14 protein-coding genes and 6 pseudogenes are annotated in these 24,518 nt (G+C 69.8%); 7 read left to right on the forward strand and 13 right to left on the reverse strand.

All coding sequences use genetic code 11. The annotated features are described in order from the left end of the window. The first annotated feature begins 46 nt into the window (after positions 1–46). The 3 genes and pseudogenes from K6K41_RS18200 to K6K41_RS18210 all read left to right on the forward strand — a co-directional run bounded on the left by K6K41_RS18200 (position 47) and on the right by K6K41_RS18210 (position 3,899). A pseudogene (locus tag K6K41_RS18200) lies at positions 47–797 on the forward strand (SDR family NAD(P)-dependent oxidoreductase). A gap of 161 nt (positions 798–958) precedes the next feature. Then, a pseudogene (locus K6K41_RS18205) lies at positions 959–1,984 on the forward strand (LLM class flavin-dependent oxidoreductase). A gap of 418 nt (positions 1,985–2,402) precedes the next feature. Then, positions 2,403–3,899, forward strand: coding sequence for a metallophosphoesterase family protein (locus K6K41_RS18210; RefSeq protein WP_261401684.1), 1,497 nt, complete (start codon positions 2,403–2,405; stop codon positions 3,897–3,899). A gap of 120 nt (positions 3,900–4,019) precedes the next feature. Here the strand turns inward: K6K41_RS18210 and K6K41_RS18215 are convergent, their stop codons facing one another. The 3 genes from K6K41_RS18215 to K6K41_RS18225 all read right to left on the reverse strand — a co-directional run bounded on the left by K6K41_RS18215 (position 4,020) and on the right by K6K41_RS18225 (position 6,426). Continuing rightward, positions 4,020–5,450, reverse strand: a complete 1,431-nt coding sequence (locus K6K41_RS18215; protein WP_261401685.1) for an MATE family efflux transporter — start codon at positions 5,448–5,450, stop codon at positions 4,020–4,022. Beyond that, on the reverse strand, positions 5,440–6,009 hold the full coding sequence (locus K6K41_RS18220) for a TetR/AcrR family transcriptional regulator (RefSeq protein ID WP_261401686.1): 570 nt from the start codon (positions 6,007–6,009) through the stop codon (positions 5,440–5,442). Before K6K41_RS18220 ends, K6K41_RS18215 begins: the two co-directional genes overlap by 11 nt. A 171-nt stretch (positions 6,010–6,180) precedes the next feature. After that, a complete protein-coding gene (locus K6K41_RS18225) occupies positions 6,181–6,426 on the reverse strand; it encodes a hypothetical protein (protein WP_261401687.1) in 246 nt (81 codons plus the stop codon). Positions 6,427–6,651: 225 nt separating this feature from the next. Between K6K41_RS18225 and K6K41_RS18230 the strand changes: the two genes are divergently transcribed. Continuing rightward, positions 6,652–7,116 carry a hypothetical protein gene (locus K6K41_RS18230; protein ID WP_261401688.1) on the forward strand — a complete coding sequence of 155 codons (465 nt, stop codon included), beginning with the start codon at positions 6,652–6,654 and terminating at the stop codon, positions 7,114–7,116. Between the two features lie 18 nt (positions 7,117–7,134). Here the strand turns inward: K6K41_RS18230 and K6K41_RS18235 are convergent, their stop codons facing one another. From K6K41_RS18235 to K6K41_RS18265, 7 genes and pseudogenes are all read right to left on the reverse strand, one after another. Next, entirely contained in the window at positions 7,135–7,869 is a 735-nt protein-coding gene (locus tag K6K41_RS18235; RefSeq protein ID WP_261401689.1) for an ABC transporter ATP-binding protein, read from the reverse strand. Continuing rightward, a complete protein-coding gene (locus K6K41_RS18240) occupies positions 7,862–9,667 on the reverse strand; it encodes a branched-chain amino acid ABC transporter ATP-binding protein/permease (RefSeq protein ID WP_261401690.1) in 1,806 nt (601 codons plus the stop codon). The genes K6K41_RS18235 and K6K41_RS18240 overlap by 8 nt, the downstream gene beginning before the upstream one ends. Beyond that, entirely contained in the window at positions 9,660–10,493 is an 834-nt protein-coding gene (locus tag K6K41_RS18245; protein ID WP_261401691.1) for a branched-chain amino acid ABC transporter permease, read from the reverse strand. The genes K6K41_RS18240 and K6K41_RS18245 overlap by 8 nt, the downstream gene beginning before the upstream one ends. A 183-nt stretch (positions 10,494–10,676) precedes the next feature. Continuing rightward, positions 10,677–11,830, reverse strand: a pseudogene (locus tag K6K41_RS18250) (substrate-binding protein). 225 nt (positions 11,831–12,055) lie between these two features. After that, positions 12,056–12,652 (reverse strand): annotated as a pseudogene (locus K6K41_RS18255) (nitrilase-related carbon-nitrogen hydrolase); the annotation flags it as partial. A gap of 241 nt (positions 12,653–12,893) precedes the next feature. Continuing rightward, a pseudogene (locus K6K41_RS18260) lies at positions 12,894–13,510 on the reverse strand (ANTAR domain-containing response regulator). Next, entirely contained in the window at positions 13,507–14,673 is a 1,167-nt protein-coding gene (locus K6K41_RS18265; protein ID WP_261401692.1) for a transporter substrate-binding domain-containing protein, read from the reverse strand. The pseudogene K6K41_RS18260 and the gene K6K41_RS18265 overlap by 4 nt, the downstream one beginning before the upstream one ends. A gap of 191 nt (positions 14,674–14,864) precedes the next feature. On the opposite strand from K6K41_RS18265, the pseudogene K6K41_RS18270 reads away from it, so the two are divergent. Beyond that, positions 14,865–15,958: pseudogene (locus K6K41_RS18270) on the forward strand (NAD(P)/FAD-dependent oxidoreductase). Positions 15,959–15,974: 16 nt separating this feature from the next. Here the strand turns inward: K6K41_RS18270 and K6K41_RS18275 are convergent. Genes K6K41_RS18275 through K6K41_RS18285 form a run of 3 tightly spaced genes read right to left on the reverse strand, consistent with a single transcriptional unit; the run spans position 15,975 to position 20,915 of the window. Beyond that, positions 15,975–19,106 carry an efflux RND transporter permease subunit gene (locus tag K6K41_RS18275; RefSeq protein ID WP_261401693.1) on the reverse strand — a complete coding sequence of 1,044 codons (3,132 nt, stop codon included), beginning with the start codon at positions 19,104–19,106 and terminating at the stop codon, positions 15,975–15,977. Between the two features lie 10 nt (positions 19,107–19,116). Continuing rightward, positions 19,117–20,325, reverse strand: coding sequence for an efflux RND transporter periplasmic adaptor subunit (locus K6K41_RS18280; RefSeq protein ID WP_261401694.1), 1,209 nt, complete (start codon positions 20,323–20,325; stop codon positions 19,117–19,119). Continuing rightward, on the reverse strand, positions 20,322–20,915 hold the full coding sequence (locus K6K41_RS18285) for a TetR/AcrR family transcriptional regulator (protein WP_261401695.1): 594 nt from the start codon (positions 20,913–20,915) through the stop codon (positions 20,322–20,324). Before K6K41_RS18285 ends, K6K41_RS18280 begins: the two co-directional genes overlap by 4 nt. 410 nt (positions 20,916–21,325) lie before the next feature. Here K6K41_RS18285 and K6K41_RS18290 point away from each other — a divergent pair, with 410 nt between their 5' ends. Further along, complete coding sequence (locus tag K6K41_RS18290; RefSeq protein WP_261401696.1) at positions 21,326–23,146, forward strand: IucA/IucC family protein; 1,821 nt, start codon at positions 21,326–21,328, stop codon at positions 23,144–23,146. A gap of 1 nt (position 23,147) precedes the next feature. Further along, positions 23,148–24,416: an IucA/IucC family protein gene (locus K6K41_RS18295; protein ID WP_261401697.1), complete on the forward strand. Its 1,269-nt coding sequence runs from the start codon at positions 23,148–23,150 to the stop codon at positions 24,414–24,416. Positions 24,417–24,518: the final 102 nt, after the last annotated feature.

Genomic DNA, 24,518 nt, shown 5'->3' on the forward strand with positions numbered 1-24,518 from the left:
CGCCGTTCGGCGCATCTCCTGCAATGTATTTGATCGAGGACTCAGCATGGATCTCGGGCTCAGCGGCCGAAAAGTCATCGTCAGCGGCGGCTCGCGCGGCATCGGCCGCGCCATCGTCGAGTGCTTTCTCGTCGAAGGCGCGACGGTCGCGTTCTGCGCCCGCGGCGAGGAGGGCGTCCGCAGCGCCGAACAGGCGCTCGGCGACAAGGCCTTCGGCTCCGCCGTCGACGTCGCCGACCCCGCGGCCGTGAAGGACTGGATCGAGGCTTGCGCCGAGCGCATGGGCGGCGTCGACATCGTGGTGCCGAACGTCAGCGCGCTCGCGGTCGGCGGCGAACTCGAGACCTGGCGCAAGGCCTTCGACATCGATCTGCTCGGCACGGTCAGCATGGTCGGCGGCGCTGCCCTACCTCAAGCGCTCGGACGCGGCCTCCGTGGTGCTGATCTCGAGCGTCTCGGGGCGCGAGAGCGACATGTTCGGCGAGCCCTACGGCGCGCTGAAGGCCGCGCTCATCCACTACGGCAAGACGTTGTCGAACCGCCACGCCGCCGACCGGATCCGCGTCAACACGGTCTCGCCCGGCAACGTCTATTTCTCCGACGGCGTCTGGGGCCAGATCGAGCGCGAGCAGCCCGAGACCTTCGCGACGTGCCTCGCAACGAACCCGTTCGGCCGCATGGCGCGCCCGGACGAGATCGCCAAGGCCGTCGTGTTCATCGCCAGCCCCGCCTCGAGCTTCACCACCGGCGCCGACATGCTGGTCGACGGCGGCCTGACGCGCGGGGTCCAGTTCTGACGAGAGAAACCTGAGACAGTCATGCGCTGGCGAGATCGTTCGATTTCGCCGGCGCATTGGCGATGGAGGCGCGCCGACACGACATTGCGGTCGCGCCGAGTTCCGGCGCCTCACCCAACAAGGAGACGTCGCCGGTTCATCTCGCCGGCGGCGGCGTCGCGATGAAGAAGATCGGGTTCCTGTCCTTCGGCCACTGGTCGCCCTCGCAGCATTCCGGCACGCGCTCGGCCGGCGACACGCTGCTCCAGTCGATCGACCTCGCGGTCGCGGCCGAGGAGCTCGGCGCGGACGGGGCCTATTTCCGCGTCCACCATTTCGCGCGCCAGCTCGCCTCGCCGTTCCCGCTGCTCGCCGCCGTCGGCGCGAGGACCAGCCGGATCGAGATCGGCACCGGCGTCATCGATGCGCTACGAGAACCCGCTCTACATGGCGGAGGACGCCGGATCGGCGGACCTCATCGCCGGCGGCCGGCTGCAGCTCGGCATCAGCCGCGGCTCGCCGAGCAGGTGATCGACGGCTGGCGCCACTTCGGATACGCGCCGGCCGAAGGCGAGAGCGATGCCGACATGGGCCGCCGCCACGCCGAGGTGTTCCTCAACGTCATCAAGGGCGAGGGCTTCGCCGAGCCGCATCCGCGGCCGATGTTCCCGAACCCGCCCGGCCTGCTGCGGATCGAGCCGCATTCTGAAGGCCTGCGGGAGCGGATCTGGTGGGGCTCGGCCTCGAACGACACGGCTGTCTGGGCGGCCAGGCAGGGCATGAACCTGCAGAGCTCGACGCTCAAGAAGGACGAGACCGGCGAGCCGTTCCACGTCCAGCAGGCCAAGCAAATCCGGCTCTATCGCGAGGCCTGGAAGGAGGCCGGCCACACGCGCGCGCCGCGCGTCTCCGTCTCGCGCTCGATCTTCGCGATCGTGAACGACGAGGACCGCGCCTATTTCGGCCGCGGACAGGACAGCGACCAGGTCGGCGTCATCGACAACATGCGGGCGGTGTTCGGCCGCACCTACGCGGCCGAGCCGGAGAAGCTCATCGCGCAGCTCAAGGCCGACGAAGCGATCGCCGAGGCCGACACGCTGCTGCTCACCGTGCCGAACCAGCTCGGCGTCGCCTACAACGCGCATGTGATCGAGGCCCTGCTCGCCCATGTGGCGCCGGAGCTCGGGCTGGCGCTGACGACTGCGTGAACGACTGCGGCCGGCGGCTTTCCGCCGGCCGTCGGCGGCCCATGTCGCATTGCAGCAAAGTCGACGGCGAGGTCGCCGACTGCATGGAGAAGGTCACCGACGCGCGTTATGACGGCTGAGGCCATGCGCGTTCCGATGGACAAGGCCGCTTGGGGCGGATAGCTCGCCGACATGCCGCTGATCGACCCGCGCCAAGGCGATATCGAGGACGACGCGTCGAGCACCAAGCTCTGGTCGCTCGCCTCGCTCGCCGGCTGGGTGCTGGTCGAGATCAGCCTGCCGAAGCTCGCGCTCTCATGGATGATGCTGATCGGGCTGCCGTGCCTCCTGCTCGGCGCGGCCCCGATCGTGGCGACCGCCTGGTTCTCGAGCGTGTCGACGAGCGTCACGGACATCGTCGCGCGGCGTCGCGCCGCTGATGGTGGTGGGCGCCTCGCTCGCCGTGGTCTGGTTCGGCGTCCGCCCGGCGTTCCGGCTCGCCGAGCGCAGCTTCTGGTCGCTCAACGCGCTCGCGGTGCAGCCGAGCTTCGTGCTCTGCCGCGAGGCGATGCGGCATTTCATCGGCCAGCGGATGTCGCGGCGGCTGCGGCGCGACGGCGCGCGCGTGGCGCAGGGCACCGCGATCGCGGCCGCGGTTCTGATGTCGATCGCGGCCGGCGTCGCGGCGTGGCTCGCCTGGCCGGCTTCGAGCTGGATCGGCGCATGGATCGACTTCGCGTCTCCGCTCTCGCTGCTCGGCGCCTCGCTCGCCAACAGCGTGGTGCTGTTCGGCGTCTATGTCGCGGTCGGCTCACTCGCCTGGGGCGCGGCGGACGCCGCCATGGCGCAGCCGAGCAATCTCGACGCCTATGACGAGGAGGGCGACGGCAAGGTCTGGCGCGTCGCGCATCTGTCGGACCTCCACGCCGTCGGAGAGCGCTTCGGCTTCCGCATCGAGAGCGGGCGCAGCGGGCCGCAGGGCAACGGGCGGCTGACCCGGACCTTCGAGGCGCTTGCGCGGGCGCACGCCGCCGAGCCGCTCGACCTCGTCCTCGTCACCGGCGACATGACGGACGCCGGCCGCTCGGCCGAATGGGCCGAGTTCCTGGAGGCGCTCGAGCGGCTCGACCCCGACCTGCGCGAGCGCATGCTGTTCCTGCCGGGCAATCACGACGTCAACGTCGTGGACCGCTCCAATCCCGCGCGCCTCGACCTGCCGTTCTCGCCGGGCAAGAGGCTGCGGGAGATGCGGGCGCTCGCGCTGCTCGCCGGCCTTCAGGGCGACCGGGTGTCGGTCGGCCGGCGTAAGCGGCGGCCGCTGACGCTGACCGACTGGCTCGCGCCGCACGCCGAGGCGGTCGAGACCTTCGTGCGAACCGGTCGGGGAAAGCGCGCCTACGACATCCGCACGCTCTGGGACGAGGCCTTTCCGATGGCGTTCGAGCCGCAGACGCCGGACGGGCTCGGCGTCATCCTGCTGAACTCGAACGCCGACACCCATTTCTCCTTCACCAACGCGCTCGGCCTGATGCCGGCCGAGCAGGAGCGGCGGCTCACCGCCATCCTCAAGGCTTCGCCGAAGGCCTGTTGGCTCGTCGCGCTCCACCACCATCTCGTCGAATATCCGCGGGCGACGCGCTCGCTCTCGGAGCGGATCGGCACCGCGCTCATCAACGGGAGCTGGTTCCTGCGCCAGCTGAAGCCCGCCGCCAAGCGCCTCGTCGTCATGCACGGCCACCGCCACATCGACTGGACGGGACGCTGCGGAGATCTGCGCATCGTCTCGGCGCCGTCGCCCGTGATGGGCGAGCCCTATTTCTGGATCCAGCGCTTCGCGATCCGCGACCAGGGGCTCGCGCTGCTCGAGCCGCAGCGGGTGGAGCTTGGGGGGAGCGAGGCGAAGATGGCGGAGCCGGCCTTGGCCGAGACGGTCTGAAGATCCGCAGCCGTCATGCCCGGCGGAGCCGGGTATCCACGACTTTCTGGGATCGTCGAGCTCTAGGTCCAAGTCGTGGATACCCGCGCGAAGGCGCGGGCATGACGTGGAGGTTCCGCGTTATGGCCTTCCCCGCGACGCTGCGGCCGCGCGGCTCCAGTCGGCCCGCCAGGTCACCCAACCCATGGCGGAGCCGTAGACCAGGATCGCGAGCGTCACCGCCGCGAACATGGTCCAGAGCGGCGCGCCCATATGTGCGGCGAGCGCCGCGCCGCCGATCGCGATCGCGGTCCTGACCACGGTGACGGCGAGCGGCTTGCCGAGCCGGCCCGCGCCCTGGCTCGCGAAATAGAGCGCCATGCCGAAGGCGAAGAAGCCGTAGGCCGGGCCGGCGATCCTGAGATAGGCCGACCCCGCCTCGATCATCGCCGGATCGGAGCCGAAGATTCCGAGCCAAGCCGCGGGGAACGCGGCCGCCGCGAGCCCGATGGTCTCGGCCGCCGCGAAGGCGAAGACCGCGCCCGTGAAGGCGATGCGCTTGGCGCGTTCGATCTCCCCGGCGCCGACATGGGTTCCGACGAGCGAGACCAGCGGCGCGCCGAAGCCGAACGACAGCGGGATCAGCAGATATTCGAGCCGCGCGCCGACGCCGTAGCCCGCAAGCGCCGGCGCGCCCGCGATCTTGCCCGAGAGCGCCGTCACCACGATGAAGATCAGGTTGGTCTGGATCGAGGTCAGCGAGGCGAGCGCCCCGACCTTGAAGATGTCGGCGAAGAAGCGTGTCTCGATCGGGACCCGTGTCGGCCGGACCACGGCGCGGCCGGAGGCGAGGCGCCAGGCGAGATAGGCGCAGCCGAGCGCGTTGAAGGCGACGATGGCCATGCCGGCGCCCGCCACGCCGAAGCCGGGAAGCGGCCCGTAGCCGTAGATCAGCAGCGGCGACAGCGGGATCAGCAACGCGACGCCGAAGCAGGTGACGAGCGCCGGGACCACCATGTCGCCGGTGCCGCGCATGGCGCTCGCCAGCGCGTTCATGACCCACAGCAGCACGTTGCCGGCGAAGACGACGTTGGAATAGGCGAGCGCGGCCTCGAGCGCGCCGCCATCTGCGCCGAGCAGCCGGTAGAACGGGCGGCCGAAGGCGAGCATCAGCACGGAGAAGACGAGCCCGATCGCGCCGAGCAGCACGACGCCGTGAAAGGCGAGGCGGTCGGCGTCGTCGCGCCGGCCGGCGCCCAGCGCGCGGGCGATCGCCGAGGAGACGCCCCCGCCCATCGCCCCGACGGAGAGCATCTGCATCAGCATGAAGGGCGGGAACACCAGCGCCATGCCGGCGAGCGCGTCCGAGCCGAGACGCCCGACCCAATAGGTCTCGATGAGGCCGGTCGAGGCCTGCAGCAGCATGACCACGAGGTTCGGCCAGGCCATGCGCGCGATGAGCGGGCCGACCGGAGCGGTGAGCAGCGCGCGGGTGCGCGGATCGAGGTCCGCGCCGGGCAGACCGTCGACGACGGGCGTCTCGGAGCCGGCGGCGGCGGCCTCAGCGCGCAAGCGACTTCATCCGGTCGCGGCAGACCTCGAGGACGTGGTCGGAGAACGCGGCGTCGCCGGCGCTCGCGCGCGCCAGCACCAGCGCGCCCACCATGCCGGCGAAGAGCGCGATCGCGTCGTCGTGCCGGCTTTCCGGAAGCTTCAGGGTTTCGGCGAGGCGCTCGACCGTCCTGCGGACCTCGCGGCCCATCGACCGTTTCGTCTCGGTCTCGCCGCGGGCCGCCTCCGATCCGAGCGTGGCGACCGCGCAGCCGCCCTCGGGCCGGTCTCGATGGACGGCGCTGACATAGGTGTCGACGACGGCCGCGACCGGATCCTTGGCGTGCCTCGCGACGCCCTGGAGAAACTCCGAGGACCGCTCCTGCGCCTCGGCGAGCGCCTCGGCGACGAGCGCGTCCTTCGAGGCGAAATGGGCGTAGAACCCGCCATGGGTCAGGCCCGCCTGCTTCATCAGCGCCGGCACGCTGACCGCCTCGACGCCGTCGCGCCGAAACAGCGCGCCCGCCTCCTTGAGGATGCGCTCGCGGGTCTGGGCCTTGTGCTCCTTGCTCAGCGGCATGGTCGTGGTCCTCGGCGTCGCCTCGCAGGTCGTCGTTTTCAACGCGCGGGCGATCAGATCATGACGAATGTCATATCATCTGACGATTGAACTTTCAAAGCGCCCGCCCGGCTGATCGGGCGCACGGCCCGGATCCGGCGCAAGGCCGGGTCCGGGCCATGCCCGCCGGCGTCAGCGGCCGCCTTCGGGGCGATGGCCCCAGATCGTCGGCTCGCTCGGGACGAAGCCCGGCCGCGCTTCGGGCGCGGTCGAGCGCTTGAGGCCGACGGCCTCGATCTCCTGCGCGGGCTCCGGCGCATGGACGCGGTGGCCCCAGACGGTCGGTTCGCTGGGAGCGCCGAGCGGCGGCGTGTCGGCCAAGGTCGGCGAGGCGAGAAGCGCGAAGGCGAGGGCGCCGGCGGCGTAATTGAGGGTCATGACATGCTCCTGTGATCCGGCCTGGCCGGTCGCGGTTGGGAGGAAGCGGCGCGTCGCCGTCTTTGTATTATGATTATCATCTAAAAAGGGGTGGCGTCGCCCGCAAGGGACGCGCGGCCTGCTTCGCGCATGGCCCGGCGCAAACTCAGCGTGCGAATTTGCGGGCGCCCGCAGCCGGTTTCGCCGTCGGTGGCGCGGCGCCGCGCGAGCCGCTACAGCTGCGGCTTGAGCGACGACGCGCCCGATTTCGAGATCTCGGTGCCCGCCTGGCGGGCGCGGCGGCTGCGCGCGCATCTGGCGGCGCTCGGCGAGGCGGGCCGCGTCGCGCGCATGGCCGGCGACGACCGGGCCGCGCCCGAAGATCTGGCGCATCGGGCGGAGGAAAGACGATGGCTCGCCGGCTGGGATCGCGCGCGGCCGGATCCGGTCGCGCCAGGGCCGACGCCGCGGCAGCTCGCAAAGATCGGGCGCTGGCAGGCCGGGACCAGCCGGCTCAAGGCCGGGGAGGGGACGCTCCGCAGCGCGATCCTGGACGCGGTCGCCGACGAGATGCTGGCGGTCCGGCCTCCGCCGCACGGCGCGATCGCCGCGGCCCATCGCGAGACGGTCAGGCGCTGCCGGGAGGCCGGCCTGCCGGCGCCCAAGGCCTCGCGCTACCGGAAATGGCTGAAGCTGACCCGCGGCGTCTGAAGCGCCCGGACCGCCGGTTCAGACGCTCAGATGCGAAAGCACGCGCTCGCGCGCGCCCGGATCGGCCGGACCTTCGTCGTCGATCTCCCCGAGCTTGAGCACCGCCCAGCGATCGGCGACGCGCAGCGCGAAGTCGAGGTTCTGCTCGACGATCAGCATGCTCGCGCCGCTCTCGCCGCGCACCGCCGCGAGCGCGGCGGCGATGCGGTCGATCACGGAAGGCTGGAGCCCCTCGGAGATCTCGTCGATCAGCAGCAGCCGCGGCCGGAGCATCAGGGCGCGGGCGAGGATCAGCATCTTCTGCTCGCCGCCCGACAGCGTGCCGGCCTTCTGCGCCAGCCGGTCCTTCAGGAACGGGAAGTGGCCCGCGACCACGTCGAGCGCGCCGGGCAGCAGGCGGTCGCTCGGCAGCGCGAGGCGGAGATTGTCGCGGATGGACAGGTCCTGGAACAGCGGCTGCTCCTGCGGCGCGTAGCCGACCCCGAGCGCGACGAGCCTCGCCGGCGACATGCCCGCGACCGCCTGCCCGTCGATCGCGACCGATCCGCCGCGCGACGGGATCAGCCCCATGATCGTCTTGAGCAGCGTGGTCTTGCCCATGCCGTTCTTGCCGAGCAGCGCGACGATCTCGCCGGGCGCGACCTTGAGCGACACGTCCCGCACGATCGAGACCGCGCCGTAGCCGCTCGTCACCCCGTCGAGGGCGAGCGCGGCGCCGGCCGCCGCTTCGAGCTCTCGCGCCGCCTCAGCCATGGGAGCCTCCCGAATAGATCGTGCGGACGAGTTCGGAGCCGACCACCTCGTCGACGCCGCCGTCGAGCACGAGGCGGCCCTGATGCAGCACCACGATGCGCGACGAGATCTGCCGCACGAAGTCGAGGTCGTGCTCGACGAGGACCGCGGCGATGCCGAGCTCGCCCGTCAGCGTCTTCAGCACCGCGCCGATGGTCGAGCGCTCGGCCTTGGTGAGGCCCGCGGTCGGCTCGTCGAGCAGGATCAGCCGCGGCTCGAGCGCCACCACCATGGCGAGCTCGAGCGCCTGCTTCTGGCCGTGGGAGAGCAGGCGCGTCGGCAGCGCCAGCATCTGGTCGAGCCCGGTCATGCGCATCACGTCGAGCGCCGCCTGCGGGAGGGCGAGCGTCTCGGCGCGTCCAAAGGGGCTCAGGCCGTCATTCGAGGCGCGCGCGAGCAGCAGGCAGTCGGCGACGCTGAGGCTCTCGAACACGCTCGCGACCTGGAACTTGCGACCGACGCCGAGCGCGACGATGCGGTTCGGCGTCAGCCCCGCGGTCGAGGCGCCGCCGATCGAGACCTGTCCCCGGAAGTCCTCCGTCCCGTCCGAGAGGCAGCGCATCAGCGTGGTCTTGCCGGCGCCGTTCGGGCCGACGAGGCTGACGAGCTCCCCGGCGCGGATCTCGAGGTCGATGTTCTCGAGCACCGTCAGCGCGCCATAGGACTTGGCGAGCCCCTCGATCTTGAGCAGCGGCGCGCCGGAGGCGTCGGGCGCCGGGCGGGCGGGAAGCGCCGCGAGCGCCGGCGCGAAGGCCGCGCGGCCGCTGAACGGCGTCGCGCCCCAGGCCCGCCGCGCAAGGTCGGCCAACCCTCCGGGAAGCAGGATGATGACGGCCACGAAGGTCGCGCCGAGCAGAAGCTGCCAGAGGAACGGCAGGTCGCCCGAGAGATTGGCCGCCAGATAGTCGATCGCGATCGTCCCGAGGATCGGCCCGAGCAGCGTCCCGCGCCCGCCGAGCGCGACCCAGATCACGAGCTCGGTGCCGAACAGGAAGCCGGCGTTTTCGGGCGCGACCACCGAGGAGGCGTTGGCGAACAGGAAGCCGGCGAGGCCCGCGACGCCGGCGAGCGCGGTGGTGAGCGCGATCTGGATGCGCTTGGGGCTGAGGCCAAGATAGGCGCAGCGCGCGTCGTTGTCCCGCACCGCGACGAGCGCGCGGCCGGCGTCGGAGCGCACGAAGATCCAGGCCGCGAGCGTGAGCGCGACGAGCGCCAGCGCCGCCAGCCGGAAGAAGCCCTCGAGCTCCAGCGGCAGCACGTCGAAGCCCACGAGCCCGCTCGAGGAGCCGGTCCACTCGCCGCCCGAATAGATGAGCTGCACGACGACGATCGGGACGACGAGGGAGATCACCGAAGCGTAGAGCGCGGTGGAGCGGTGGTAGAAGGAGAGCCACCCGACAGCGAGGCCGAGAACGGCGGGCGCCAAGACCGCAAGGCCGAGCGCGGCGACCATCCAGACGGGATCGGCGCCGAGATAGGTCAGCGCCATGGCGGCGGCGTAGGCGCCGACGCCGAAGAACGCGGCCTGCCCGAAGGTGAGGACGCCGGCGAAGCCCCAGAGCAGGTCGACCGTCACGGCGAGCATTGCGTAGATCATCGAGCGCGTGAGCACGTTGACCGCGAAGGTGTCGAGCGCGAGCGGCGCGATCCAGAGCGCGACGGCGGCGAGGCCCGCGACCACGAAGGGCGCGGCGCGCGAGAGCCGTGGGCTGCTGCGGGCCGCCGGAGCGGCGGTTGCGAGTGCGGACGTGTCAGGCACGCGAAAAACCTTTCGGGCTGACGCGCAGCACGAGCGCCGCGAGGACCGCGATCGCGATGCTGCCGAGGATGGGGCTGACGAAGGTGCTGATCAGCACCTGGGCCGCGCCGAAGACGAGGCAGGCGACGGCGAGCGCCACGAGCGAGGCGTCGGCCACCATGACCAGCATGAAGGCGCCGATCAGCCAGCCGACGCCCATGTTCGGGTCGACGCTGGTGAGCGGCGTCAGCAGCACGCCTGCGAGCGCCGCAAGGCCCGCTCCCGCCATGAAGGTGACGAGGCGCACCCGCACCGTGTCGATGCCGAGCCCGCGCGCCAGCGTCTCGTTCATGATGACGGCGCGCGCCGAGAGGCCGAGCCGGGTGCCCTCCATCGCGGCCGCGAACACGACGCCGATGACGAGCGCCGCGCCGAGCGCGACGAGGCGATAGGCCGAGTAGTCGACGCCGAGGATCTCGACCGTGCCGGAGAAGAGATTCGGGGTCATCTGCACGTCGCGGCCGAAGCCGAGCGTGATGAGCTGGCCGATCACGATGCCGAGGCCCCAGGTCGCGAGGATCGCGTCGAGCGGGCGCCGGTAGAGCGGTCGGATGATGAAGAGCTCGGCCAGGCCCCCGAGCGCCGCGCCGATCACGAAGGCGAGCGGCAGCGCGGCCCATGGGTTGAGGCCGAGCTCGGCCGCGATCACCGCGCAATAGGCCCCGATGGTGAGCCAGGCGCCGTGCGCAAAATTGATGATCTTCAGCACGCCGAAGACCGCGAGCAGGCCGATCGACACCACGAACAGGATGCCGGCGGTGGTCAGGACGTCGAGGATGAGGAGCATGGAGGTCCTCCGGTGTTTGTACGCGACGTATCCGGCCCCTCGCCCTTGCGGGGAGGGTAAGCGCGGGGGTGGTCAAGGACGATCGCTGTGGCTCGGCGGAGAGCGCTGCGGCGCCTGTTCCGCCTCATTCGGAGCCGCCCCCACCCCCGGCCCCTCCCCGCAAGGGGGAGGGGAGAAGGCGCCTCACTTCAGCTTCGGGCACTGCTCGCCGGGATCGACGTCCTTGAAGGTGCCGACGACCTTCACCGAGCCGTCGCCCTGCACCTGGCCGAGATACATGGTCAGCGCCGCATGGTGCTGCTTGTCCATCTTGATGACGCCGCGCGGGCCCGTGACGCTCACCTGCGGAAGCGCCTCCAGCACCTTGGCGGTCTCGGTGCCGCCGGCCTTTTCGACCGCGGCCTTGTAGAGATAGACCGCCTCATATTGCGGCACCGAAAGGTCGTTCGGGGTCTTCAGGCCGGAGCCGAACTTCTTCTCCATGGCGGCGAGGAAGGTCTTGTTCTCCGGGCTGTCGATGCCGGTGACGTAAGAGGCCGAGAGGTAGATGCCTTCCGCGTCCGCCCCCATGCTTTTCGCCGTGCCCTCGTCGACCGCGAGATTGGCGTAGGGCAGGGAGACGCCCGCGCCGCGCAGCTGCTTGGTCAGCGTCACGTTCGGCGCGCCGCCGGCCGTGGAGGTGATCAGCGCGTCGGCCTTGGAGTCCTTCAGCTTGGAGATGATCGCGGTCCAGTCGCTGCCGTCCATCGGCAGGTATTCCTCGCCCACGACCTTGCCGCCGATCTTGCCGATATATTCCTTGGTGAAGGCCAGCATGCCGCGCCCGAAGGCGTAGTCGCTGCCGATCAGGAAGTAGTTTGAGCGCCTTTGAGCTTGAAGGCGTCGACCACCGGCGGCACCTGCTGCTCGGGCACCCAGGCATTGACGAACATGTTCTTGTTGCAGGATTTGCCCTCGTAGAACGAGGTGTAGATGTACGGCACCCGGCCCTTGGTGACGGCCGGAAGGCCGGCGTTGCGCGCCGCGCTCGTCTCCATCGAGATCAGGACGTCGACCTTCTTCTGGTAGATGAGCGAGTCGAACGCCTTCTGCGCGCCAGCCGCTCCCGAGGCGTCGTCGGCGATCTCGAGCTTGAGCTGGCGGCCGAGCACGCCGCCCTTGGCGTTGATCTCCTCGACCGCGAGTTCGGCCGACTGGACGACCGAGGGCGCCACGACGCTGTTCGCGCCGGAGAGGCCGACCGGCACGCCGATGACGATGGGCTTTTCATCCGCGAAGGCCGGCGGCGCGGCGAGAGCGAGAGCGGCGGCGAGTCCGATGACGTGGCGCTTGGACATGGGGAAGCTGGCTCCTGGAAAAACGGGCGCTGGAGGACGGGGCGGCGTCAGCCGTAGACGTCGGTGCGGCGGTCGCCGAGCACCGAATTGAATTCGTTGAGGTCTTTGCGGCTGGCGTCGTCGAGGTCGATGACGGCCGTGATGGTCCGGCGCGTCGCGGCTCGCGGGGCCGGCGATCGTCCAGCCCTTGGTGTCGATGATCAGGCTCTGGCCCTCGAAGGGCTGGCCGCGCTCGACGCCGACCCGGTCCGCGCAGGCGATGAAGATCCCGTTCGAATGCGCGGCCGCCCGATGCAGCGTGTTGGCCATGGCGGCCTCGCCGGCCGGCTGGTTGGGCATCGGCACCCAGTTGGTGGGGATGCAGACGATCTCGGCGCCGCCGAGCGCGAGCTGCCGGAAGGTTTCGGGGAACCAGCCGTCGTAGCAGATGGCGACGCCGATCTTGCCGAGCGCGGTCTCGAACACCGGGAAGCCGAGGTCGCCCTTCTGGAAGAACACGTTCTCCCGGAACCAGAGATGCGACTTGCGATAGGTCCCGACATAGCCCTCGGGACCGACGACCACGGCGGAGTTGAACAAAGCGTCGCCGGCCTTCTCGGCGACGCCGGCCACGATATGGACGCCGAGTTCGGCCGCGAGCGCCGCCCAGGCCTGCGTGGAGGGACCGCCGGGCACGGCCTCCGCCAGCGCCGCCGCCTCCTCCATGGTCTCGAACACGTAGCCGGTGTTGGCGAGTTCTGGCAGGACGAGGAGGCGGCTGCCGGCGGCCGCCGCCGCGCGAACCGCCGCGCAGCGCGCGACATTGCCCTCGACGTCGCCCATCAGCGGTTCGAAACTGGATGCACGACACCTGTAAACGGTGGGCGTGCGGAGGCGTTCGCCTGGATCATTTCAGCTCCAAAACGCAAAAAGCCCCTGGACGCGGAAGTCATCCGCAGACCAGAGGCTTCAAAGCCAAGATGTAAGGCAGCAATCCTGCTGCAGGGCAATCTTGCCCTATGGGGTCACGATAGCCCGATCGTCAGTCGGCGCAAGCCGATAATGACGGCAAATCCTGCCCAACTCATCGCCTTTCAGCCAACGAGATATGCAATCCGAGCCCGCTCATGGCCTCATGCGCCGTGACGAGGCCCTCCGCCACGCTGGTCATCGGCGCCCGCGTCGCGGTCGCCCGGTCGCGGAGCAGCTTGTAGGCGGCGTCCTCGTCGAGGCCGTTGAGCTCGGTGAGGAGCCGCACCGCCTTCTCGACGGTGCGGCGGCCCTTCATCGTGTCCTCGAGCTTGTTGATCTTGGACGTCAGCCGCCCCTCATAGCCGCGCCGGTAGCGGGCGAGCGCGAACTGGGTGAGAACGCCGCGCGGCCGCAGCGGCTTGGCCAGAACGCCATGGGCGTTGAAGTCCACGATCCGATCGGGCTCTCATAGGCCACGATCGCGATGACGGCGGGCTCCTGCTCCTCGATCGAGGGCAGGAGATGGGCGACCTCGGCGTCGTCGAGCTGGATGAACAGCGTGTCGATCTCGGGCGGCAGCGTCGCCGGCGGCGGCCAGGCGAGCGAGACCTCGCAGCCGAGGCGCCGAAGCTGGTCGAGCAGCGACACGCCCTCCTCGTCGCGCGGATGCACGATCAGCGCCCGGGCGCGGCGGAGCTCGTCCAAGATCCTGCGGGCCGGGGCGCTCAACTGGCGAGGCCCTCCTCGAGCCAGTTGGCCTCGAAGCGCGTCGCCGCGAGATAGGGATCGGGCCTGACCGGGCGGCGCGACCGCCAGGCGACGTCGAACTGACCGTCGTCGCGGGCCACACCGACGCCGGGCGTCAGCCAGACGTGACGGGTGTCGCCGTCGAAAGCGAGTTCGCCGCCCGGCGCCGCCACCCGCTGGCGCATCGCCGCCGCCCCGAGGCGTTCGGAGTCGAGCGTCCCGGCCTCTTCGAGCGCCTGCGCGAAGAGATGGACCTGCGCATAAGCGGTCTCCGACCACATGCTGGTCGGCCGCTCCTCGCCGAAGCGCTGCCGGAAGGCCGAGACGAACCGCCGGTTCTCCTCGCTCTCGATGCGCTGGAAATAATGCGAGGCGAGCACGTGGCCCGAACAGAGCTGCGGCCCGATCGCCCGGATCTGCCCTTCCGACATGGTGAGGCTCGCGATCGGCTGGCGCCGCCTGTCGATCCCTGCGTCGGCGTAGAGCCGGTAGAGGCGCTCGGCGCCGCGCCCGACCACAGTGGAGAACACCGCGTCGGGGTCCGCGCGACGGATCTCGGCCACCATCTCGCGGTGCACGTCCTCGTCGCCGTCGAGCGGGGCGTAGAGCTCGCCCACGATCTCGCCGCCCTTGGCCTCGACGAGGTCGCGCATCACGCGGTTCGACTCGCGCGGATAGATGTAATCCGAGCCGACGATGAAGATGCGCGGCCCGTATTCCTGCAGCAGGAAGTCGGCGAGCGCGAACACGTTCTGGTTCAGCGTCGCGCTCGTGTAGAGGACGTTCTCGGAATACTCGAAGCCCTCGTAGATCGACGGATACCAGAGCAGTCCGTTGTGCCGCTCGATGGTGGAGAGCACGGCTTTCCGGCTCGCCGACAGCGAACAGCCGAAGATCACCTCGACGCCGTCTTCCGCCAGAAGCCTGCGGGCGAAGGCGCGGTAGCCCTCGTTCTCGCCGCCGGGGTCGTAGCAGATCGGCTCGATCGGCCGTCCAAGCACGCCGCCCGCGGTGTTGATCTCGTCGATCGCAAGCGCGGTCCCGAAGAAGTGCTCGCTCTCGGTGACCCCGCTCACGCCGCTGCGCGAGAACAGGATGCCGACCCGCCAGCCCTGGTCGCGTGACGTCCTGTCGATCTTATCCACGCTGCGCCATTCGAGATGCCCGTCCAGTCACTTGTCGCCTTAAGCTTCAATAGCAGAAGCGCCGCGGCTGTGGCGCGCCGCCGAGCCGATGCGGGTTCGATCCGGGCCCCGCTGAACTTCGGCGAGAATTCGGGGTAAGCACGCCTTACGGGGCGGATGGCCACGGGCCGAGAACAGCAGGGAGCGGCCGCTTGGAAATTCTCGTCATCGGCGCCGGCGTCGTCGGCCTTGCGGCGGCGCGCGCGCTTGCTCTCGACGGACATGACGTCGTCGTCGCCGAAGCGTCCGACGCTTTCGGCATGGGGATTTCGTCGCGCAACTCCGAGGTCATCCATGCCGGGATGTACTATCCGGCGGGGTCGCTGCGCGCGCGTCACTGCGTGAGGGGCGCGCGGCTGCTCTACGAGTTCTGCGAAAGCCACGGCGTCGCGCACCGCGCCTGCGGCAAGCTGATCGTCGCGACGTCGCAGGAGGAAGTCCCGGCCATCGAGGCGATCCGGCGGCGCGGCGCCGAGAACGGCGTCGAGAGGCTGGAGCTGATCGACGCCGGGCAGGCGGCGCGGCTCGAGCCGCATCTGCGATGCCATGCCGCCGTGCTGTCGCCCCGGACCGGGATCATCGACAGCCACGCGCTGATGCTCGCGCTGCTCGGCGACATCGAGGACCGCGGCGGCTCGCTCGCTTTGATGTCGCCGGCGCTTCGCCTGAGATTCGACCGGGGGCGCTGGCTCGTCACGGTCGGCGAGGACGCCGGCGAGATCGCGTTCGACGCCGTCGTCAACGCCGCGGGCCTTGGGGCGCAGCAGGTCGCCGCGGTCACCGAAGGCTATCCGGCCGACCGGATCCCCGGCTCTTTCTCTCCAAGGGCAGTTACTTCTCCTTCGCCGGCCGCCCGGTCTTCCAAAGGCTTATCTATCCAGCGCCCGCGGAAGGGGGCTGGCTCGGCGTGCATCTGACGCTGGATCTCGCCGGCCGGGTCCGCTTCGGGCCGGACGCCGAATGGATCGACGCGCTCGACTATGCGGTCGATCCTTGGCGCGCGGACGCGTTCTACGGTTCGATCCGGCGCTTCTGGCCGGGCCTGCCCGACGACAGTCTGACGCCGGACTATTCCGGCGTCAGGCCGAAGCTCAGCGGGCCGGGTGAGCCTGCGGTCGACTTCCGGATCGACGGTCCGGCCGACCACGGCATGGACCGCCTCGTGCATCTCTTCGGCATCGACAGTCCGGGCCTGACCTCGAGCCTGTCGATCGCGGAGACCGTCGCTGAGATGCTCCGGGACTAGCGTCGGCCGCCGCAGATCATGCGTGCGCCTCGCCTGCGCTCGGAGCGGGCGCGTCCTTCGGCTTCCGCGAGAACACGCGCAGCACGAAGACGTAGAAGACGGGCACGAAGAACACCGCCAGCACGGTGGCGGTCGCCATGCCGCCGAGAACGCCGGTGCCGATCGCGTTCTGGCTGGCGGCGCTCGCGCCGCTTGCGATCGCGAGCGGGGTGACGCCCAGCATGAACGCGAAGGACGTCATGATGATCGGCCGGAAACGCAGGAACGCGGCCTCGATGGCGGCGTCTCGGACCGACTTGCCTTCCGCGTGCAGGTCCTTGGCGAATTCGACGATCAGGATGGCGTTCTTGGCCGAGAGGCCGATGATCGCGATCAGGCCGACCTTGAAATAGATGTCGTTCGGCATGTCGCGGGCCATCACGGCGAGCACCGAACCGATCACGCCGAGCGGCACGACGAGCATGACCGACAGCGGGATCTTCCAGCTCTCGTAAAGCGCGGCGAGCAGGAGGAACACGAAGAGGATGCTCAGGCCCAGCAGGAACGGCGCCTGCGTGCCCGACGCGATCTCCTGCAGCGACTGGCCGGACCATTCGTAGCCGAAGCCCGCGGGGAGCTTCGCCGCGAGCTTCTGCATCTCGGCGATGGCGTCGCCCGAGGAGAGGCCCGGCGCAGCCTCGCCGCCGAAGCGCAGCGCCGGATATCCGTTGAAGCCGACGATCTGGGTCGGGCCCTTGGACCATTCGACGCGCGCGAAGGCCGAGAGCGGCACCATGCCGCCGCTGGCGTTGCGCACGTTGAGCTTCAGGATGTCGTCGGCCTGCATGCGGTTGCGGGCGTCGGCCTGGACGGTGACCTGCTGCATGCGGCTCGAATTCGGGAAGTCGTTCACATAGGCCGAGCCGAGATTGGCCGAGATGGTCGCGTTGATGTCCGCGAACGCGACCCCGAAGGCGTTGGCCTTCTCGCGATCGACCACGATGTCGAGCTGGACGGCGTTCGCCAGTCCTTCGATGCGGGGCGCGGCGAGGTTCGGGCTCGCGCCTGCGAGCGCGAGCAGCTGCTGGCCCGCCGCGCCCAGCGCGTCATGGCCGCGGCCCGAACGGTCCTGCAGGCGGAATGTGAAGCCCGCGGAGGTGCCGAGCCCCTCGATCGGCGGCGGCGACAGCGAGAAGCTCTGCGCGTCCTTGATGCCGAAGAGCTGCGCGTTGGCGCGCGCCGAAATGGCGTCGGCGCTGTCCTCCGGTCCGCGCTCGCTCCAGTCCTTCAGCACGGGGAAGCCGATCGCGGCGTTCTGGCCGTTGCCCGAGAAGGAGAAACCCTGGATCGCGAACATGTCCGCGACCGCCTTCTCCTTCATGAAGATCTCCTCGACCTTTTTGATCGCCTCGATGGTGCGAGTGCCGGTCGCCTCCGACGGCGCCTGGACGTCGACGATGAGGTAGCCCTGGTCCTCGGTCGGCAGGAACGAGGAGGGCAGGCGCATGAAGGCCCAACCGAGGCCGACGAGCAGCGCCAGATAGACGATCATCATCCGCCCGGCCCTGGCCGTGAGCTTGGATACGATCGACCTGTACCCGCTCGCGGTGCGGTCGAACTTCCGGTTGAACCAGCCGAAGAAGCCGCGCTTTTCGTGATGGCCCTGCGGGATCGGCTTAAGGAAGGTCGCGCACATCGCGGGCGTGAGCGAGAGCGCCAAGAACCCCGAGAACAGGATCGAGACGACCATGGTGAGCGAGAACTGGCGGTAGATGATGCCGGTCGCGCCGGGGAAGAACGCCATCGGCACGAACACGGCGGTCAGCACCAGCGTGATGCCGATGATCGCGCCGCTGATCTGGCCCATTGCTTTCCTGGTCGCCTCGCGGGGCGAGAGCCCTTCCTGCGCCATCAGGCGCTCGACGTTCTCGACCACGACGATGGCGTCGTCGACCAGAATGCCGATCGCCAGCACCATGGCGAACATGGTGAGCACGTTGATCGAGAAGCCCGCCGCCATCATCACGGCGCAGGTGCCGAGCAGCGCCACCGGCACCACGATGGTCGGGATGAGCGTGTAGCGGATGTTCTGGAGGAACAGGAACATCACGACGAAGACGAGCCCGACGGCTTCGGCGAGCGTCATCAGCACCTTCTTGATCGACGCCTCGACGAAGGGCGTCGTGTCATAGGGGATGGTCTGCTTGACGCCCGGCGGAAAGAACCGCTCGAGCTCCTTCATCTTGGCGCGCACGGCCTTCGCGGTCTCGAGCGCGTTGCCGGTGGCGGAAAGCTGCACGCCGGCGGAGGCGCTCGCCTGCGCGTTGAGGCGGCTCGTGAAATTGTAGTCCTGGCCGCCGATCTCGACGCGGGCGACGTCGCGCAGGCGCACCGTCGAGCCGTTGGGGTTGGCGCGCAGCACGATGGCGGCGAACTCGTCGGGCGAACCGAGCTGGCCCTTCACCAGCACAGGCGCGGAAGTCTCCTGGCTGATCGGGTTCGGCAGCGCGCCGATGCGGCCGGCCGCGACCTGCGCATTTTGGGCGGTGATCGCCGCGGTGACGTCCTCGGCCGTGAGCCCGAGGCCGAGCATCTTGTCCGGGTCGACCCAGACCCGCATGGCGCGCTCGGTCGCGAACAGCTGCGCCTTGCCGACGCCGGGCAAACGTCGCAGCTCGCCCATGACGTTGCGCGCGAGATAGTCGCCAAGCCCGATGTCGTCGATCTGGCCGTCGGTCGAGGTCAGCGACACGACCATCAGGAACGAGCTCGAGGCCTCGTCGACCACGACGCCCTGCTGCGTCACCGCGCGCGGCAACCGCGCCTCGACGCGGCGCACCCGGTTCTGGACGTCGACGGAGGCCTGCTCCACCGGCGTTCCGGGCGCGAAGGTCGCGGTGATGGTGGCGAGGCCGGAGGCTTCGGAGGTGGACTCGTAATACATGAGCCCCTTGATGCCGTTCAGCTCCTCCTCGATGAGCTTGGTGACGCCTTGATAGAGTTCTTCGGAGGACGCGCCCGGATAGGTCGCCGTCACCGAGATCTGCGGCGGGGCGATGGTCGGATACTGCGAGATCGGCAGCATCGGGATCGCGATCGCGCCGCCGATCGCGATGAAGATCGCGACCACCCAGGCGAAGATTGGCCGGGCGATGAAGAAGTTCGCCATCTCTCGTGCCTCAGCGCTTCTCGGCCGCGGACGCGTCGGTCACGTTCTGCGTCCAGGGCTGCGGATCGACCGCCGCGCCGTTCGAGAGCGCCTGGAAGCCTTCCACGACCACGCGGTCGCCGGCGACGAGCCCGTTCTCGATGACCCAGCGGTTGTCGACGACGCGGCCGGTGCGGACCTTGCGCAGCGCCGCCTTGTTGTCCTGGCCCACGACATAGACCTCGGCCGCGCCGCCCGGATCGCGCTGGATCGCGCGTTCGGGCACCGCAAGCGCGTTCGGCTGCTCGCCCTGGACGATCTGGACGCGGACATACATGCCCGGCAGGAGGTCGCCGTCCGGGTTCGGGAACTCGCCGCGCAGCGTGATCTGGCCGGTTGTTGCGTCCACCGCGGCTTCGGAGAACAGGAACTTGCCCGGATGGGCGTAGCGGCTCCCGTCGTCGAACTTCAGCGCGACCTCGGCGCGATTGGCGTCGGAGCCTTCCGCCTTCGCGCTCGCGGCCGCCGCCCTCTTCAGCGCGAGCAGCTGGTTCGCCGACTGGGTGAAGTCGGCGTAGATCGGGTCGAGCTGCTGGATCGTGGCGAGGCTTTGGGCGTCGGTCGAGGAGACGAGCGCGCCCTCTGTGATCATCGCGCGGCCGATCCGCCCGGTGATGGGCGCGCGCACGTCCGTATATTCGAGATCGAGCGCGGCGGCGTCGAGGCTCGCCTTCGCCGAGGCGATGTCGGCCTCGGCCTGCGCGAGCTCGGCGACAGCCGTGTCGTAGCTCTGGGCGCTGTTGATCTGCCGCTCTTTCAGCTGCGTCTGGCGCTCGGCCTGCTGGCGGGCGAGGGTGCGCGTCGCCTCGGCGCGCTGAAGCACGGCCTTGGCGCTCTCGACACGCACGCGGAACGGCGCAGGGTCGATGCGGTAGAGCACGTCGCCCTGTTTTACGACGCTGCCCTGCTCGAACACGCGCTCGATCAGGATGCCGGAGACGCGCGGCCGCACTTCCGCGATCCGGGTCGGGGCGATGCGGCCGGGGAGCTCGTTGGCGATCGGCAGCGTTTGCGGATTGACGGTCACGAACGAGACCGCGACCGGCGGAGCGCCGGCCGGCGCGTCCGCGGCTTTCTGGTCGCAGGCCGCGAGCAGCAGCGCGAGCGAGACGCCGCTTGCGATCGCAGCGAGCTGTCTGGAACCGAGTCTTTGCAAACCCATGGCGGCGCCCTCGGTCATCGGTCTTCGCTCGTGTTCTCGGACATGGCGGGTCGCCGGGTCATCTCGATCAACCGGCCGCGCAAAGCGTTGCGGTCCGGGCCGCATTCGGCCTCCATGCCGTAGAGGCTCGCATGCCAGACGCCGTCGGCGGCGAGCCGCGCGATGGCGTGCTCGAGCGCGCCGTCGGTTTCGGCGTGCCGCGCGAGGCGGGCCGTGAACCAGTCGCTCCAGGTCTTGCGCAGCGAGGCGTCGGCCATCAGCGAGGCGCAGATCGCGGCCCAGAGCCGGGCGTCCTCGCGCTCGAGATCGGCGAACATGCAGTCGACATAGGCGCGGGTGAAGCGACCATAGGGCTCTGGATCGCCCTCCATCCGCCGCTCGACGTCTTCCTCAAGCAAGGCGATGGCCTCGGCCATCACCCCGTCGATCAGCGCCTGCTTGCTCTGGAAATGATGGAACAGCCCGCCCTTGGTGACGCCCGCGGCCTTCGCCACGGAGTCGATCGTCACCGCGGCCAGGCCCTCGTTCGCGGCGATGCGCGCAGCTTCCTGGAGCAGGGCGCGACGCACGACGTCGGGTTGCTTTCGTCGGGTGTGGGCTTCGGACATTTTCGTTCGCCGCGCGTCCGGAACCGGTCGCGAAACGCCTTGCTTCGCCCGGTCCGGAATGGTCGAGATCTCACGCATTTCTAAACATACCATTCGTCCGGTATCTATGATTTTTGTGTGATATCACGAGACGTTGAGCGGCATTGGCGTGGCAGTATTCCGGCCGCCACGTCTGCAACCGAAAGGAATGTCCTGCTCCCTGAACGCGCCAGCCGAGTTGACGCCTCACAGGCGGTAAGGATGCGGGACGCCGACCTGAGCAGACCATAAGCCGGCTCTGCGAAAACTGGACCTCCTCCAAAGTCCTCGGCTTCTTGGGAGACAGATTTATTTTCAGGGGAGAGGCCGCCTCGTCCGTTCAACAAACGAAAAGCCGCATCAAGCGGACGCGATCTGTTGACGGGCGGACCATGGATCCTCAGGCGAAGACGCGGCGCGAAAGCGCCGTCCCGGTCCGCTCGTCCCGGCAGGCGGCGGAGCAGGCGACCTTCCAGAGCTTCGCCAACTGCTATCTGCGCGAAATCGACCCGGGCGTCGCCACGCGTCACACGCTGAACTTCGGACACGCGGTCGACGCCGTCGAGCTCGCCCTGCCGGCCCAGCGCGCGTCGCTTCGGATCGAGCTCCTGGGCGCTTCGCTCTGCGGCCCGCACCGGCTCGGCCGCGCGTTTCTCAAGCGCGCGCTCGAGCCCGCCTGGCGCGAGGTCGAGCCGCTGGCGGCCCTTCAGGCGCTGCTGCACGAGGCCTATCGCCGGCCCGGCAAGGAGGCCTCCGACGAGCAACGCGGCTGCGAGCTCGAACTGTTGTCGCGCGTGCTCGACAGCTACCGCGCGACCGAGCGCTATCTCGATGCGCCGCGCGCCGAGGACGAGGACGACTTCCTCGCCTCCGAGCAGTCGCTGACCTTCGGCCACTGGCTGCACCCGACGCCGAAGAGCCGGCAGGGCATGACCACGTGGCAACAGCCCGCCTATTCGCCGGAACTTCGCGGCGCGTTCCAGCTCGACTGGTTCGCCGCGCCTCTTGAACGCGTCTCGACAAAATCCGCCGCGCGCGAAAGCGTCGCCGAGATCGTCGCCGGGATCGCGGGCGAGGATTTTGATCGCCTCGGAGCGCGGGACGGCGAGGCGCTGATCCCGATGCATCCGCTGCAGGCGCAGGCGCTGCTGCTCGACCCCGAGCTCGCGGGGGAGTTCGCCGGCGGGGCTCTTCGCCATCTCGGCCCTGCGGGTCCGGAGTTCTCGGCGACCGCCTCCGTGCGCACCGTCTATCGCCGCGACGCGGACTGGATGCTGAAGTTCTCGCTTCCGGTGCGCATCACCAATTCGGTGCGTCGCAACCGCCGCCACGAGCTCGACGCGGGCGTGGCGATGGCGGGCCTGTTCGAGCGCTCGGATTTCCTCGTCCGACATCCGCGCTTCCGCGTGCTGCGCGACCCGGCTTACGTCACCGTGGACGTTCCCGGCCTCAGCGAAAGCGGCTTCGAGACGATCTTCCGCGAAAACCCGTTCAGGGGAGAGGCGGCGTCAGGCGTCGCCACCATCGCGGCGCTGAGCGCCGATCCGCGGCCGGGCGAGACGTCGCGCCTCGAGCGGATCGTCGGCGAGATCGCCGCCCGCGAAGGCCGGGATGCGTCCGTCGTCGCCCGCGAGTGGTTCGCCGCCTATCTCGACTGCGCGCTCGATCCGCTGGTCGCGCTCTATGACGAGCTCGGCGTCGCGCTCGAGGCCCACCAGCAGAACGCGCTGATCGGCCTGCGCGACGGCTGGCCGGCCGTCTCGTGGTATCGCGACAGCCAGGGCTATTACCTCTCCAACGCCTATCGCGAGACGCTGCGCGCGATCGCGCCCGAGACCGAGGGCGTGGCGCATCTCTTCTACGACGACGCGGCGATCCAGGATCCGTTCGCCTACTATCTCGTGGTCAACCAGATCTTTTCGGTCGTCTCGCGCATGGGCCATGACGGGCTCGTGCATGAAGCCGAACTTGTAGGGCTGCTGCGTGAGCGCCTCGAGGCGTTGTCGCTGCGCCTGAGCGGCGCCGGCCGGGTGTTCGTCGACGGGCTGCTGCGCCGCTCGGTGATCGCCGCGAAGTCGAACCTCATGACGCGGCTGCTCAACATCGACGAGCTCGCGTCCGGAGACGAGACCGCGAGATACCAGCGCCTGCCGAACCCGATCGCAGGCTTCGCCGCCGGGGAAGCCCGCGGCGGACAAGCGGTGGCGGTCTGAGATGGCCGAGGAGCCGCAAGACCGGACGCTGCGCCAGCTCGTCGAGGCGATGCTGTTCGAAGGCGTCGTGCGCGCTGAAGAGACAGACGGACCGCAGGGACGCCGCTTCAGCTGGACGGCCGGGGGCCGCGCCTTCCGCTGCCTCGGCCGCCGCCGCGGTTTCGGGCGGGTGCGGGTCGATCCCGCCACGATCGAGACCGAAGACGGGAAGGGCGGCTGGCTCCGGGCCGGCCTGCGCGACGTCGTCGAGAGCGCCGCGGACAGTCCCGAAAGAGCCGCGACGTTTCTCGCGGAGCTTGAGCGAACGGTCGAACTCTGCCGCTGGAACGCGCTGCACGCTCCCCGCGGGGACCGGCGCTCGCTCGCCTTTCGGGAGCTGGACGCCGCGATCGACGAGGGCCACGCCTACCATCCGAGCTTCAAGGCCCGCACCGGCTTCAGCCTGGAGGACCACGCGGACTTCGGTCCGGAGGCGGGCGCGACGTTCCGGCTCGCCTTCCTCGCCGTGCGACGCGACCTCGTCGCGCAGACGCTCCCCGCCGACGAAGACGCCTTCTGGCGCGCAGAGCTCGGCGAGGCGGAGGCCGCCGACCTCATCGCCCGCCGCGCCGCCGCCGGGCTCGACGCCAAGGCTTTCGCGCTCGTGCCCGTCCATCCTTGGCAGTTGCGCAAGCTCGCCGACGGGCCGCTCGCCGAACTCATCGAACAGGGAGCGGTCCATGCGCTTGGAGAGGCCGGCCCGCTCTACCTCGCGAGCCAGTCGGTCCGCACGCTTCACAACGCCGACGAGGCCACGCGGCCGAGCGTGAAGCTCGCCATGACGATGGCCAACACCTCGTCGCTCAGAACCATCGAGCCGCACTCGGTCTGCGTCGCTCCCGCGATCTCGATGTGGCTTGGCCAGATCGTCGAGCGCGATCCGGAGCTGCGCGAGCGCATTGCGATCCTGTCCGAATATGCCGGGATGGTGGTCGATCGCGAGGGGGCGCTCGCCGGCCATGTCGCCGCCATCTGGCGCGAAAGCGTCGCCTCGCTCCTGAAGCCCGGCGAGGCGGCGGTCCCGTTCAACGCCTTGATGGCGGAGGAGGCCGACGGGCGGCTGTTCTGCGCGCCCTGGCTCGATCGGCATGGCGCGGAAGCCTGGGCCGAACGCCTCGCCGAGGTCGTGGCCGGGCCCGTCTGGCGACTGCTTGCGGTCCACGGGATCGCGCTCGAGGCTCATGGGCAGACATGGTCCTGGTCCATCGCGACGGCTGGCCCGAACGGCTGATCCTGCGACTTCCACGACAGCCTCGAATACGCGCCCGACTTTCTCGCCAAGCCCGCCGCCGCGCCGGATCTCGCTGCGATCGACCCGGTCTACGCCGACGCC

The sequence above is a fragment of the Chenggangzhangella methanolivorans genome (assembly GCF_019797865.1).
In the GTDB taxonomy this organism is placed as follows: Bacteria; Pseudomonadota; Alphaproteobacteria; order Rhizobiales; family Methylopilaceae; genus Methylopila; species Methylopila methanolivorans.

Coding starts and splice junctions, on each gene's coding strand:
- K6K41_RS18245 (WP_261401691.1), bottom strand. CDS start 10,493: ATGCTCCTCATCCTCGACGTCCTGACCACCGCCGGCATCCTGTTCGTG.
- K6K41_RS18275 (WP_261401693.1), bottom strand. CDS start 19,106: ATGGCGAACTTCTTCATCGCCCGGCCAATCTTCGCCTGGGTGGTCGCG.
- K6K41_RS18210 (WP_261401684.1), top strand. CDS start 2,403: ATGGTGGTGGGCGCCTCGCTCGCCGTGGTCTGGTTCGGCGTCCGCCCG.
- K6K41_RS18225 (WP_261401687.1), bottom strand. CDS start 6,426: ATGACCCTCAATTACGCCGCCGGCGCCCTCGCCTTCGCGCTTCTCGCC.
- K6K41_RS18220 (WP_261401686.1), bottom strand. CDS start 6,009: ATGCCGCTGAGCAAGGAGCACAAGGCCCAGACCCGCGAGCGCATCCTC.
- K6K41_RS18235 (WP_261401689.1), bottom strand. CDS start 7,869: ATGGCTGAGGCGGCGCGAGAGCTCGAAGCGGCGGCCGGCGCCGCGCTC.
- K6K41_RS18285 (WP_261401695.1), bottom strand. CDS start 20,915: ATGTCCGAAGCCCACACCCGACGAAAGCAACCCGACGTCGTGCGTCGC.
- K6K41_RS18280 (WP_261401694.1), bottom strand. CDS start 20,325: ATGACCGAGGGCGCCGCCATGGGTTTGCAAAGACTCGGTTCCAGACAG.
- K6K41_RS18290 (WP_261401696.1), top strand. CDS start 21,326: ATGGATCCTCAGGCGAAGACGCGGCGCGAAAGCGCCGTCCCGGTCCGC.
- K6K41_RS18295 (WP_261401697.1), top strand. CDS start 23,148: ATGGCCGAGGAGCCGCAAGACCGGACGCTGCGCCAGCTCGTCGAGGCG.